Annotated in this window: 12 protein-coding genes; 9 read left to right on the plus strand and 3 right to left on the minus strand. The window is 60.5% G+C overall.

Features of this window, described 5'->3' with window-relative positions:
* Window positions 1–125 precede the first annotated feature (125 nt).
* Both B5T_RS14745 and B5T_RS14750 read left to right on the plus strand, forming a co-directional pair.
* On the plus strand, window positions 126–1,307 hold the full coding sequence (locus tag B5T_RS14745) for a putative solute-binding protein (protein WP_014995319.1): 1,182 nt from the start codon (window positions 126–128) through the stop codon (window positions 1,305–1,307).
* A 24-nt stretch (window positions 1,308–1,331) separates the two neighbouring features.
* Window positions 1,332–2,378 carry a putative solute-binding protein gene (locus B5T_RS14750; protein ID WP_014995320.1) on the plus strand — a complete coding sequence of 349 codons (1,047 nt, stop codon included), beginning with the start codon at window positions 1,332–1,334 and terminating at the stop codon, window positions 2,376–2,378.
* A gap of 14 nt (window positions 2,379–2,392) precedes the next feature.
* On the opposite strand, the gene B5T_RS14755 is transcribed toward B5T_RS14750, so the two are convergent.
* Window positions 2,393–3,751, minus strand: coding sequence for an ABC1 kinase family protein (locus B5T_RS14755; RefSeq protein WP_081586894.1), 1,359 nt, complete (start codon window positions 3,749–3,751; stop codon window positions 2,393–2,395).
* A 427-nt stretch (window positions 3,752–4,178) separates the two neighbouring features.
* On the opposite strand from B5T_RS14755, the gene B5T_RS14760 reads away from it, so the two are divergent.
* From B5T_RS14760 to B5T_RS14785, 7 genes are all read left to right on the plus strand, one after another.
* Window positions 4,179–5,204 carry a hypothetical protein gene (locus tag B5T_RS14760; protein WP_014995322.1) on the plus strand — a complete coding sequence of 342 codons (1,026 nt, stop codon included), beginning with the start codon at window positions 4,179–4,181 and terminating at the stop codon, window positions 5,202–5,204.
* Window positions 5,205–5,276: 72 nt separating this feature from the next.
* Window positions 5,277–6,290: a putative solute-binding protein gene (locus tag B5T_RS14765; RefSeq protein ID WP_014995323.1), complete on the plus strand. Its 1,014-nt coding sequence runs from the start codon at window positions 5,277–5,279 to the stop codon at window positions 6,288–6,290.
* 164 nt (window positions 6,291–6,454) lie between these two features.
* Window positions 6,455–8,800 carry a TRAP transporter large permease subunit gene (locus B5T_RS14770; RefSeq protein WP_014995324.1) on the plus strand — a complete coding sequence of 782 codons (2,346 nt, stop codon included), beginning with the start codon at window positions 6,455–6,457 and terminating at the stop codon, window positions 8,798–8,800.
* A 136-nt stretch (window positions 8,801–8,936) separates the two neighbouring features.
* Complete coding sequence (locus B5T_RS14775; protein WP_014995325.1) at window positions 8,937–11,309, plus strand: TRAP transporter large permease subunit; 2,373 nt, start codon at window positions 8,937–8,939, stop codon at window positions 11,307–11,309.
* A gap of 85 nt (window positions 11,310–11,394) precedes the next feature.
* Window positions 11,395–11,553 carry a hypothetical protein gene (locus B5T_RS23415; protein WP_014995326.1) on the plus strand — a complete coding sequence of 53 codons (159 nt, stop codon included), beginning with the start codon at window positions 11,395–11,397 and terminating at the stop codon, window positions 11,551–11,553.
* Window positions 11,554–11,558: 5 nt separating this feature from the next.
* The gene (locus tag B5T_RS14780; RefSeq protein WP_014995327.1) at window positions 11,559–11,903 is read left to right on the plus strand and encodes a PilZ domain-containing protein; all 345 of its coding nucleotides are present in this window, start codon (window positions 11,559–11,561) and stop codon (window positions 11,901–11,903) included.
* A complete protein-coding gene (locus B5T_RS14785; RefSeq protein ID WP_014995328.1) occupies window positions 11,896–12,639 on the plus strand; it encodes a class I SAM-dependent methyltransferase in 744 nt (247 codons plus the stop codon). Before B5T_RS14780 ends, B5T_RS14785 begins: the two co-directional genes overlap by 8 nt.
* Window positions 12,640–12,906: 267 nt before the next feature.
* On the opposite strand, the gene B5T_RS14790 is transcribed toward B5T_RS14785, so the two are convergent.
* Both B5T_RS14790 and B5T_RS14795 read right to left on the minus strand, forming a co-directional pair.
* On the minus strand, window positions 12,907–13,377 hold the full coding sequence (locus B5T_RS14790) for an HIT family protein (protein WP_041717051.1): 471 nt from the start codon (window positions 13,375–13,377) through the stop codon (window positions 12,907–12,909).
* Window positions 13,364–13,726, minus strand: coding sequence for a hypothetical protein (locus tag B5T_RS14795; RefSeq protein ID WP_229682956.1), 363 nt, complete (start codon window positions 13,724–13,726; stop codon window positions 13,364–13,366). The genes B5T_RS14790 and B5T_RS14795 overlap by 14 nt, the downstream gene beginning before the upstream one ends.
* Window positions 13,727–13,737: the final 11 nt, after the last annotated feature.

A 13,737-nucleotide genomic window follows, 5' to 3' on the forward strand; every position in this document is an offset into this window, starting at 1 on the left:
GCGACAAAGCCAAACGTCGTCATGGTGCCCGGCAACGGAAGCAACTGTGCTATTACTTTTTGCACGGGCCCGAGAAAGCGGCCCTCGTGTCATAGCGCCCACGCCAACAACAAAAAGGGACCTTTATGAAAGCCTTATTGCTAAGGGCCGCCACGCTCCTCGTCCTGCTCGCTGGTGTCGTTACCGTCAGCGCCGAAGACCTGCGCCTGTCGCCGGAACAAAAAGCGAAGATGGAAAAGCTGCTGCCCGGGGTCACCATCAGTGATTCACTGGTATCGGAACTGGCCAGCGTCTTTTATTCACGGGACATGCCGGTGCGGGTACGGCTCAAGGCGATCAGCAAGTTGGTGGGCATCGATCAGATGCCGCCGGGCACCGCGCTCAAGCGTAAAATCTGTATCTGGGACATCGCCGGCCGCAATGGACCGATCTTTCACGCCGCCATGGAACAGCGGGCTCTGGCGCTGGAATACGGCATCAACCTGGAAATGATCCCGTTCACCAACGAGTCGATCATGGTGGATGAATTGAAAGCCGGCCGCTGCGACGCGGCGCTGATGACCGGCTTTCGTGCCCGTAATTTCAATGTCTACACCGGCACCATCGATTCCATCGGCGGGGTGCCGGACAATGACCACATGCGCACCCTGCTGGAAGTGCTCGCCCATCCCAGCCAGGCGGACAAGATGGTGCATGGCGACTACGTGATCATGGGCGTGTACCCCGGCGGCGGCGCCCATATCTTCGTCAACGACAAACAGATCAGTTCCCTGGCCAAGGCCGCCGGCAAGAAAGTGGTGGTGCTGGACTACGACAAAACCCAGGCGGAGATGGTCGCCGGTATCGGCGCCACGCCGGTGCCCTCGGATATCGTCAGCGCCCCGAACAAGTTCAACAACGGCGTGGTGGATATTCTGGCGGCACCACTGATCGCCTATGAGCTTCTGGAGCTGTACAAAGGGATGACGCCGGATGGCGGCATCGTCGACTTTCCGCTGGCGCAGATCAGCATGCAGCTGGTGGGCCGGCTGGACAAATTCCCCAACGAGATCGCCCAACTGGTACGCGAAGCGTCCTTCGAAGCCTACGACCGCATCCGCGCAAGGGTGAAAATAGAGGAAGATCGGGTGCCGGATCGCTGGTGGATCCATATTCCGGACAAGGAGCGCCGCGTTTACGAAAGCATGATGCAGGACGCCCGCAATGTGTTGCGCAAACAAGGCTACTACGACGGTCGCATGCTCGACATGCAGAAGCGGATCCGCTGCAAATACACGCCGTCACGCGGTGAGTGCTCCAATTCCTAGACTCTGGGCGGAGAGACACGGACCATGATCCATGGCTGGAAATATACCACTGCGTTATTGCTGGCGCTGTTGGGCCCCGCCGTCCCGGCGATGGCCGAACCCGCGCCCGGCGCCGTCACCAAGGCGTTCCAGGAACGCCGTCATCTGACCGTCTGCATCTGGGACCTGGTCGGCCGCAACGGGCCGATTTTCTCCGTGGCCCAGGATCAGAAGGCCCGTTTCCTGGAGTACGGCCTGGACATCGATCTCGAGCCCTATACCAATGAACGGGTCATGGTTGAGGCGCTCAAGGCGCGGCAGTGTGACGCGGCTCTGATGACCGGCATGCGCGCGCGGCTGTTCAACAAGTACACCGGCACCATTGATTCCATCGGCGGCGTGCCCAGTGAAGAGCATATGCGCATCCTGCTGGAAGTGCTGGCCAACCCGGAATCGGCTTCACGCATGGTGGAAGGCGATTACGTGATCCTTGGCATCGCCCCCGCCGGCGCCGCCTATATTTTCGTCAACGACAAACGCATCAATACCCTGGCCAAGGCCGCCGGCAAAAAAGTGGCGGTACTGGATTACGACCCGACGCAGGCGGAGATGGTGGCCCAGGTGGGGGCATCGCCGGTGCCATCGGATCTGGTCAGCGCGCCCAACAAATTCAACAACGGCGTGGTGGACGTGCTGGCGGCACCGCTGGCCGCCTATCAGATCATGGAGCTGTACAAGGGCATGACGCCGGACGGCGGCATCATCGATTACCCGCTGGCGCAGATCAGCCTGCAGTTGGTGGGCCACAAGGATCGCTTCCCGGCGGATATGGCACAGATCTCCCGGGAGCTGTTCTTCGAGGGGTACCAGAAGATGATGGATCGCGTGCATCTGGAATCCCGCCAGGTGCAGGATCATTGGTGGGTGCCGATTCCGGACCGGGACAAACAGGACTATGAGGTGATGATGCGCGATGCCCGCCTGCAGTTGCGCGAGCAGGGCTACTACGACGGCGACATGCTCAACCTGCAACAACGGATCCGTTGCAAGCTGGACGCACGCCGCGCCGAGTGTGCCAATCCGGTGGAGTGAACCGGTCGCTCCGCCTACGCATCTTCCGTGGGAATCTGTTCCAGAGCGCCAAACATATCCACGCGCTGATCGTTGAACAGATCGAGCTCCGGCGCCAGCGCCTGCACATAGCGGTCGAAATAGAGAAACTGCTTGAGCAGCAGAGCGAACTCCCGCGGGAACCGGATACCGTGATCCTCGCCGATGCGCACCAGATCCATCAGCAAGCGATTGACCTCGCGATCATTACGGTCGGCCTGCACCAGCGATGACGGATCCACCCGGGTGAGGCGGTCCTGTAAAGCGGTGATATCCCGCGCCAGCGCGTCCACGTCCACTGCTTCCCGGGTCATGCCCACCATCACCATGGACCGGGCCATGGTCTGGACGTCACCATTGCCAATCGCCTCAAGGAAACCGGACATGCCCTCCCAGGCTTCACGGCGAATGCGCCCAACCATGCCAAAGTCGATGAAGCCGACACGGCCGTCTTCCAGCACCATCAGGTTACCGGCGTGCAAGTCGGCGTGGAAGAAATCGCACAGCATGAGACTGGAGAACCAGGTATTCAGCGCGGTGATCAGCACTCCTGCGGGGTCGTCGGTATACTCACGCAGAGCGCCGAGGTCGGTAATCGGCATGCCGTGCAGCCGTTCCATGGTCAATACCCTGGTGGTGGTGTGGGAACGGATCGGCCGCGGCGCCACCACCGCGCGGTTACCGGTCTGCGCCAGGAAGTCGTTGAATTGCTCCAGGTTGCGGGCCTCCTGCAGGAAATCGCACTCCTCCATCATCCCCGCCTGCAGTTCCTCGATCACGCCGGACAGCGCCGAACGGCTCAACCCCGGCGCCAGTGATTCGATCACCCGGGCGGAGAAATAGAGAAAATTGAAATCGGTGAGCAACACATTGCGCACGCCGGGGCGCTGCACCTTGATCACCACCTCGGCACCGTTGTGCAGGCGCGCGGCGTGCACCTGGGCAATGGAGGCACTGGCCAGCGGCTGTGGATCCACCCATTCGAACTGCTGCTCAAGGCTGCCGCCCAGCTCCTCCTCCACCACCCCGCGGATATAGTGGAAGGACAGCGGCGGAGTCCGATCCAGGCATTTCTGAAATGCCTCCACGTACTCTTCCGGAAACAGTGACGGCGAGCTGGCGATGAACTGCCCCAGCTTGATGTACGTCGCGCCCAGGGATTCAAAAGTGGCGCGCAGCCGTTCCGGCAGGGCGTCACGATCACCCAGCGCCCAGCCCAGCCCCTGGCGGCCCACCACACCAAGGGTCTCGATGATACGCAGGGCGCCTCTGGCTGTATTCCTTGCCAGCGCCAGGCCGGAGCGCTCACGCAACAGATCGGCGCGAGCGCCGGTAACCGAAGAAGGCTGTGTCATCACGTCTGTGTCCCTGTTTAAAAAATGAATCGCCCTGGGCCGGTAAACTACCGGAAAAGGGTAACCATAAAAACCGCGACGATTTTTACCTCGAGGTTAATTATGACCAGTCGGTCTTTCTGTCCCCTTTTTTTCTTCTGGTTCACGAGTGTCCACTCAAAGATCCCGAAGTTAAAAGGTAACCGTCTGATTTTATTACCAAGATCCCGGGAGGCCCAGCGTTTAGGTAAACTTCATTGGCTGTTCCGACAGGAGAGCGCCGACGTACGGTCATTTCCCCTGGTCCCGTGCAAATCCATGATCCCCTTGCTGGCGTCCATATGTAATGGCTTACATGCATTTTTGTAATTGGCGCTTGTGTCAACGGGCGTGCGTTGTGTACCGTCAAATTTTCCACGTCGAGAACAATAAAAAGGAGCTAAAAGGAATGCGTTCTCTAATAACCAAAGTGCTACGACCCGCGCGTGTACTGATCGTCGGCGGCGCCCTGCTGGCGCTGCAGGGCTGTGGCATGATCTATAAAACCACCGGGGATATTCTGGTCAGCTTCGGCCAGGCGGAATTACTGCCTTATATGCTGGCCTACGACGATGTCCGCATGGGCTGCATCATGGGTGAAGCCCAGACTCCTCTCCTGATGTCCTTCGAAACCGTGGGTTCCCATCCCGGCCGCCTGGGTGTGATGACCTTCGTCACCTCGGCGGTGTGCGCCGAACAGCTTGCGCTGGAATCCGAGCTGCGCTACCTGCGTGCCATGAAGGAAGGCCGGGTCGCCGAAGCCCAGGATGCCCGCATCGAGCAAAAACGCTGGTCCGCCCTGGCCGCCGAGCGACTGCTCACCGCCTACCAGCGCCTGGAAGTGGAATACGGCAAGGTGGGAGAAGGCGAGTGCCCCAAACTGAATCGCAAACTGGATCAACTGGTCTGGCTGGTGGGTAACATTGCCGGCGCCCAGGCACTGGTGGCCGACGGTGCCGCCGACGGCGTGGTCGGTGTGCCGCGGGATATCGTTGGCAAAGTCGCCCGCAACGCCTCCTGCCTGAGCAACGAGAACTGGTGGGGCGCGCCGGAAGGCCTGCGTGCCACGATCTGGAACCTGCTGCCACAGTTGGCTCCGGAAGGCGCTCAACCCTGGCCGAAGCTGGAACAATCCGCCGAAATGGGCTTCGAAAAAGGTGTGCGTCTGGGCAGCGCTTTCCTGGCGCTGAGCGCTTACAGCAAGGGCGACAACGATCGTCTGCGCACAGCGATTCGCGATTTCGCCGCCAACGACGAAAATCTGGACCCGGACTACGCCATGATCGACGCCATCGCCGGTGTCCTGATACAGGGCTTGTCCGATCGCATGTGGACCGAGGCCACGGGCAAGCGGACTCCGGTGAACGGCCTGGGCACCTTCTGGGATGACCAGCCCTCTTCCGGCTCCAAAGTTGACATCGACGATCTGCTGTAACGGGACCGGAGGGCCTTTCCCCGCTGGAAGGCCCGCCTCCCGATAATCAAAAAAACCAGGAGAGACGATCTCATGCGCTACAAGAAAGCGTTAACCGCCGTGATGGCGACCGTACTGGGCCTGGCCGCCGCCGGCGCCAATGCCGCCGAGAAACGGACCTTGTGTGTCTTTGACATCATCGGTGCCAGTGGCGACGTCTACAACGTGATGAAGGACTACCGTACCGCCGCCGCCGGTTGGGGAGCCGACATCGACCTCAAGCCCTACACCGACGAGAAGATCACCGCCGAGGCCCTCAAGGCCGGGCAGTGCGACGGCGCGGTGCTGACCGGTCTGCGGGTACGCCAGTTCAACCACTACTCCGGCAGCATGGAAGCGATCGGCGCGATTCCGGATTACGAGCATCTGCGCACCGTGATCCAGGTGCTGTCCAGCGACACCCCGTCCATCAACGAAAAAATGGCCTCCGGCCCCTACACCATTGGCGGCCTGATGCCCATGGGCGCGGCTTATCTGTTCGTCAAGGACAAGGCCATTAACAACGTCAACGCCCTGTCCGGCAAGTCCATCTCGGTGATGGAATACGACCCGGCCCAGGCGCAGATGGCCGCCAAGGTGGGCATGTCCCCGGTGCTGTCGGACATCACCAACTTCGCCGGCCGTTTCAACAACAACTCCGTGGATATCTGCTTCGCTCCGGTGGTGGCCTATTCCGCGCTCGAACTGTACAAGGGGCTGCAGCCCGACGGTGGCATCATTCGCTATACGCTCGGCCAGCTCACCAATCAGATCGTGCTGCGCAAGGACCGCTTCTCCGAGGATTTCGTCAAGCAGTCCCGCAAGTTTATGTTCGGCCAGTTTGACCGCGCCATGACCATCATCAACAACGCGGAAAACGAGGTGGACAAGAAGTGGTGGATCGAGCTGCCCGAGGAAGACAAGCGTGGCTATGACGAGATGCTGCGTGAGGCTCGTATCGAGATGACCCAGGACGGTATTTACAGCAAGGACCTGACCAGCCTTCTACTGAAGGTACGTTGCAAGTACGACCCTTCCCGCGCGGAATGCGCCAACCCTCAAGAGTAACATCTGAAACCGCGGGGCCGGCATCCGGCCCCGTTCTCCATTCCCTCCACCACTTCCGGCGCTTCGGCCATACCGGCGCGAAGGGGTGAAGTATATGCTCGCTCGAAAAGGTCGTTTTCATACGCGGCGATCTCATTGCTGGCATAACAAAAACCGGGTGAAAAATGGATAAACCAACCTTTACCGTGGCGAACCGTTCCATCAAGGAATGGGTATCCTCCCTGCCGACCCTGATCATCCTGCTGCTGACGATTTTTCTTTCTTCCGGTGAAATTATTCATTCCCAATTATTGAAGATAGGTGAAAATACCTGGGAGAGTTATTTCCTGCTGCGTGGCGCTGGCATGGTGCAGCAGCCGACCTGCAATCCGGACCCGAACATCGATCAGCTCACCCGGGAAACGGTACGCAAGCGCCAGCAGGAAAGCGCTGATGATCCACTGGCGGACGTGCTCGGCACCTCGGAGGTCAACGAGGACGCGATCCGCCAGTCTCTGGAACGCTCCAGGGAAAACTGCCGGACTCGCTGGGAGCGTTTCCAGACCATAGAGGAAAGGGTTACACCCGGTGTCATCGCCTTCCGCACCGTCGAGGGCGGCGTGGCGAAAATCGTCTCCACTCTCGGCGACTACAAACGTCTTCTGTTGTGTCTTCTGGTCTTGATCTGCGCCGCCACCGCCACTCTCGGCCGGCACCATATCGCCCTGCGGCCGCAACGGACGGTAAAGGATTATCTTGTTTCCACCACCGCACAGTTGATCGCCAATGCGCTGCTGCTTTCCTCCGCTTTCGTTTATCGCATGGAGGAAGTCGCCGCCATGGAGTCTGGCGTGCGCGTCGGCCATTTCTATTTGCACCAGTTCTGGATCGCCGGCTTCGCCATTCTCACCGCCGCCTCCCTGTACCAGTTGATGCGCCGCCCCCGGGATCTGGAATCCGGTGGCTCCTGGGGCAAGGCCCTGCTTACCATTCCGCTTTACACTTTCATGGCTCTGACCGCGTCGGCGCAGTTCCTCGGCCAGGGTTATTACCATGGCATCGCCGTGTATCTGGGCATGATGATGGAGATGTCCACGCTGTTCCTGAACCTGGCGCTGTACATCTGGATCGGCATGATGCTGAAGCAGACCAAACTGGCCCATCTGGTGTTCGATGTACTGCGGCCATGGAAAATGTCACCGGAACTGATGGCCTTCGTGGTGCTGGCCGTGGCGGCCATCCCCACCGCTTACACCGGTGCTTCCGGTATCTTCGTGATCGCCGCCGGTGCCACCATCTACAACGAGTTGATCCGCGCCGGCGCGCGCAAACAACTGGCCCTGGCCGCCACCGCCATGTCCGGTTCCATGGGTGTGGTGCTGCGCCCCTGTCTGCTGGTGGTGATCATCGCCGCGCTGAACAAGAGCGTGACCACCGCCGAGCTGTTCAACTCCGGCATCAAGATTTTCATTCTCAGCCTGGTGCTGTTCTTCATTTACAGTCAGTTCGCGCGCACCTCGCCGGCCCGTATCGCCCCGTTCTCGGAGGCCCTGCCGCACAGTCTGAAGCGGCTGATACCACTGCTGCCCTACGGCATCGTGGTCGGTACCGTGCTGGTTTTCTTCAGCGACGTCCTCAACCGCCACCTGGATGAGTTCTCCGCCCCGATCATCCTGCCGGTGATGCTGCTGGCCGTGCTGTTCTACGAAAAACTCAGCCGTCATTTCCTGCACCTGTTCGCGCTGGCACTGATCCCCATGCTGGCGCTGTCCTTCATGGACACCTGGCATGGCTATCAGGCCCTGCAAAGCGGAGAGATCCCCACTGGCTGGACCATCGTGACGCTGCAGAATCATCTTTGGGGACTGTTCTGGCGCAACGTGATTCTTGGCGGCTTTATCGTCGTGCACTACCTGGTGGCGCCGCGCATGAAAGGCAATGGCGATACCGACCCTCACTACGCGCCCGAGGAAGGCGTCTCGGAAAAACTGGAAGGCTCTCTGCGCTTCTCCACCAACGAGACCACCACTCACATCGGCGCGCTGTTGATGCTGATGGCTCTGTCGGTGAGCACCGGTGGCATCATCGAACGCTCTGGTCTGATGGAAATGCTGCCCGAGGCGTTCTCCTCGATCTGGATCGCGATGACCATTCTGGTGGTGACCATGGTGGTCATCGGCATGATCATGGACCCCTATGGCGCGGTGATTCTGGTGAACGCCACCATCGCCCAGGTGGCGTTCAACAACGGGATCGATCCGTTGCACTTCTGGATGATCACACTGGTGGCGTTCGAATTGGGTTACCTGACCCCGCCGGTGGCTCTCAACCACCTGCTGACCCGGCAGGTGGTGGGTGACGACGAGGTGGAAAGCGCCAAACTTCACAGCGGCACCTTCTTCCGCCGCTACGAGAAGTTCCTGCTGCCCATCGCGGTCATGCTGACGGCACTGTTGGCGGTTAGCTATCTGCCGCTGATGTCCGAGGGGCTGCATCAGTGGTTGTTCCATAAGATACAAGTGACCATGTAACCACCTGGTGTCAATAAACACCAAAATCACAGCAAGGGGCTCTCACGGGCCCTTTTTGTGTTCAACACCAAAGAGACAAAAAAGGCAACGCAACACCAATAACAACAACCTGTAGCCAAAAAAAGGAGAAGGGGCGATGGAAGAAAGAGCCATGGGGGAAACCGCGAAGAGGGGCAGCGGGCGCTGGCTTCGGCGGTCGCCGGCCGAGTGGTTTGCTTCATTACCCACCCTGCTGGTATTGCTGCTGGCACTGTTTCTCTCATCCGGAGAGATCATCCATTCACAGTTGCTCAAGATCGGGGAAAACACCTGGGAAAGTTATTTTCTGCTGCGTGGCGCCGGTCTCATGGAGGAACCGACCTGCAATCCCGATCCGGATATCAGCCAGCTGACCCGGGAAACCCTGCAACGGCGGCAGGCGGAAGCCGCCAACGATCCACTTGCCGGCGTGCTGGGCACGCCCAGCGTCAACGAAGACGCCATCCGTCAGTCACTGCAGCGGTCACGGGAGAATTGCCGGGGAAAATGGGACCGCCACCAAATCATTCAGGAAAGGGTCACCCCTTCGGTGGTGATGTTTCGCAACGTGGAAGGCGGCGTAGCCTGGGTGGTGTCCTCACTGGGCGATTACAAGCGCTTATTACTTTGCCTGCTGTTGATGATCTGCGCCACCCGCACCACGCTGGGCCGGCACCATATCGCCCTGCGTCCGCAGCGTACGGTAAAGGACCATATTGTCTCCACCAGCGCGCAACTGGCCGCCAATGCCCTGCTGCTGCTGTCGGCCACCGTCTATCGCGTCGAGGAAGCGGCGGCAATGGAATCCGGCGTCCGGGTCGGCCACTTCTACTTGCATCAATTCTGGATCGCCGGCTTCGCCGTGCTGACCGCGGCGTCGCTGTATCAGTTGATCCGCTTTCCCAAGGGACTGGAATCCGGCGGCTCCTGGGGTAAGGCCCTGTTGACTATTCCGCTTTATACCTTCATGTGTCTGTCCGCGTCCTCCCAGTTCATCAGCCAGGGCTACTATCACGGCATCGCCGTGTATCTGGGCATCATGATGGAAATGTCCACCATGTTTCTCAATCTGGCGCTGTACATCTGGATCGGCATGATGCTCAGACAAACCCGGCTGACCCATCTGGTGTTCGACGTGCTGCGGCCCTGGCGCATGTCACCGGAACTGATGGCCTTCGTGGTACTGGCGGTGACCGCCGTGCCCACCGCCTACACTGGCGCCTCCGGTATCTTCGTGATCGCCGCCGGGGCCACCGTCTACAATGAGATGATCCGGGCCGGCGCCCGCAAACAGCTGGCCCTGGCCACCACCGCCATGTCCGGTTCCATGGGCGTGGTGTTACGCCCCTGCCTGCTGGTGGTGATCATCGCCGCGCTCAACAAGAACGTCACCACCACCGAACTGTTCAGCTCCGGCCTCAAGGTATTCATGCTCAGCTTGCTGCTGTTCTTCATCTACAGTCAGTTCGCGCGCACCTCGCCGGCCCGCATCGCCCCGTTCTCCGAAGCCGTGCCGGCCAGCCTCAAACGTCTGGTGCCACTGTTGCCTTACGCCATTGTCGTTGGCGCCGTGCTGGTACTGTTCAGCGACGTGCTGGACCGTCAACTGGATGAGTTCTCCGCCCCCATCATCCTGCCCGTGATGTTGCTGGCCGTGCTGTTCTACGAAAAACTCAGCCATCACCTGCTGCATCTGTTCGCCCTGTTCCTGGTGCCCATGATCGCACTGTCCTTCAACGATCTCTGGCAGGGCTACCAGGCCCTTCAAAGCGGCGAGTTACCCACCGGCTGGACCCACATTACGCTGCAAAATCACCTGTGGGGCCTGTTTTCACGCAACCTGTTCCTGGCTGGTTTTTTGCTGGTGCACTATCTGATCGCACCTCGCATGGCGAAAAGCGAGGCGGTGGATCCGCACTACGCCCCCGAGAAAGGGGTCTCCGAAAAGCTGGAAGGGTCCCTGCGTTTCGCCACCAATGACACTACCACCCACATCGGCGCCATGCTGATGCTGATGGCCCTGTCGGTGGGCACCGGCGGGCTGATCGAACGCTCGGGGCTGGTGGAAATGCTACCGGAATCGTTCTCCTCGATCTGGATCGCCACCAGTATTCTGGTGGTGACCATGGTGATTCTCGGCATGATCATGGAGCCCTTCGGCGCCGTGGTGCTGGTCAACGCCACCGTCGCCCAGGTCGCCTTCAACAACGGCATCGATCCGCTGCATTTCTGGATGATCACCCTGGTGGCGTTCGAGTTGGGCTATCTGACTCCGCCGGTGGCGGTGAACCATCTGCTCACTCGTCAGGTGGTGGGCGACGATGAAGTGGAGAGCGCCAAACTTCAGCACGGCTCCTTCTTCCGCCGCTACGAGAAGTATCTGCTGCCGATCGCGGTGATGTTCACCGCCCTGCTGCTGGTGAGCTATCTGCCGTTACTGTCGGAAGGCCTGCATCAGTGGCTGTTCCAGAAAATCCAGATCGCCATGTGACCACTCGCTTCCGCTATCGGCCTTGCTTCATCGCGCCGATAGCGGATAATCAGGCCCCCTGATACGAAAAAAGCAGGTCCGGCTTATGAATGACAAGACCCGCGAAGAACAGTACCGGCGCCGTCCCACGGAGCCGTTGCCGAAAAGCGTTCGTCCCGCCTTATTCTTGTTGCTCTTTCTGGTCGCCGTAACCCTGTGCATCGCCGGTGCCGCCGCCCTGGTGGACCGTCTCATCTATGGGTGAAGCCGATGAAGCACGTAAAGGAACAACGTCGTCATTCGCGCCACCGCGCTCCGAACGGCCTGAACATGCGTCTGCGCCAGGATCCACCGACGGAGGACGACGATCTCACGTTGACATGCCGGGATATATCCCGCGCCGGTCTGGGCGTGGAACTGCCCTATTCGATCCGTCCCGACACCGACGTGGAGTTGTGGCTGCAGTTACCCAACCAGGGTGAAGCCTTGCATTTGTTCGGTACTATTGCCTGGTGTGCCGAGGGCACGCAGCGCTGGTCCGCGGGCATCGCCCTTGATCTGGAGCGAACCGACGGCGCCCTCTGGGCGGCCCGGTTCGACGATCCCGATGTCTGACCGTCCCTCGTTGTTTCAACGGGGCGGGCAGTACCATCTGCACCGGCCGGACTACCCGGAAAACCTGTTCCGCTGGCTCGGTGATCAGTGTTTCGAGCACCAGCGGGCGCTGGACCTGGGCTGCGGCACCGGCCAGGCGTGCCGCTCCCTGGAAGGTCATTTCCAGCACGTCATCGGCGCCGACCTCAGCCTCGCTCAACTGCGAGGCGCCCCGGCCGGCGCCAGCCGCTATCTGGCCGCCCGCGCCGACGCCCTGCCCTTCGCCGATGGCAGCTTCGACCTGATCACCGTGGCCCAGGCGCTGCACTGGTTTCCATTGCCCATGTTCTTCAAGGAAGCCGAACGGGTGCTGCGCGAAGACGCGCTGCTGGCCATCATCAGCTATGGCTTGTGCCAGGTGGAGGGGCTGCCGGATTTGATCGACGACTTTCACGACCGGGTCCTGGCGCCCTGGTGGCCGGCGGCGCGCTGGAGCGTGGTCAGCGGCTATCGTAACGTGACGCTGCCGTGGCCGGAACACAAGGCGCCGGATAGCCTGGGTATCGAACGCCATTGGCACTGGCGTGATCTGGCCGCCTATCTGGACACCTGGTCGGCGTTGGCGAAAGCGCGCCGCTTCGGCAAGGATCCACTGCGGGATTTCCTGCCGCGATTGGAGCAGGCGTGGGGAGAAAAAACACGCAAGGTACGCTGGCCGCTAAGAGTCCGCGCCTGTCGCCGGCCCAGGGAGTATTGAGCCAAATAAGAATCCCGGTCCGTGGGCCCACGGGTGTCGCATAATTCGCAGGCACGCTTACACGCAACACGCTGGCACGCCAAATCCCAAGCCTGCCGCAGCGTCAGAGACATGGCGCCAGAGGTCGCTACAACGGGTTATAGAGGTTTTTGCAGGAGCGGCTGAGTCGCGATTGGCGTGTTAGCGTGCCAGCGTGTTGCGTGTAAGCGGGCTGCCCCAAAACTGTGGGACAGCAATGATCCACGAACCGTGATGTCCTGACCGCGTTCAGTACTTGGAGCTTTCAGTACCAGGGAAATGCTCGGCCAGCAGACCGGCGAGGCGATCCAGACGATGGCGCCGTTTCGACAGCCCGAACACATTCATCATGCGGGTCCCCCAGGTCAGCGCGGTGGCCAGGGTATCGCCGCCACGGCGGGGGATCACATGAAGATGGACATGGGGCACGTGCTGGTTGGCTTCGCGGCCATCGTTGACCACCACGTTGTGAGCTTTGACGTCCAGCCCCGCCCGCTTCTGAGCACGGATAGTGCGTCGCGCCAGCTCAAAAAGATGGGCGGCCAGCTCCGGCTCCAGTTCTTCCAGCAGCGCATGGTGCGCCACCGGGATCACCAGGCAATGGGCTTCGCGGACCGGAAACAGGTCCAGCAACACCACGGCCCGCTCATCCCGGTACACCACGCTGGCGGGGGCATCCCCGTTCAGGATCCGGCAGAAAACGCAGTCAGTCGTCGTCATAATCCTCATCGGCCCCGGCCACCGCTTTGCGGCGCTGGCGCCAGGACTCCAGCAAGGCAACGATAAACGCCACCAGCAGTACCGCCACCAACGGCGCCACCGCCCGCCAGGGGCCGCTGTCGTTGCCGGCGAACAGGCCGTCGAACAGACTAACCACCCAGGCCGGAGCCCATTCTTCCTGATTGGCCGCCACCGGCCACGGTGTCAGCAGTATGGCGGTCGCCAGACCCCGCAGCAGGGTTTTCAACCAGGACATCAGGGGGCTGGTCAGATACCACAGTACCACCAGCACTCCCAGACTTCCCAAAACGTATGCCAGCCATCCCATCATATAGGCGTTCGTTGTCACAATTACTCCCT

The organism is Alloalcanivorax dieselolei B5 (genome assembly GCF_000300005.1).
Lineage (GTDB): Bacteria > Pseudomonadota > Gammaproteobacteria > Pseudomonadales > Alcanivoracaceae > Alloalcanivorax > Alloalcanivorax dieselolei.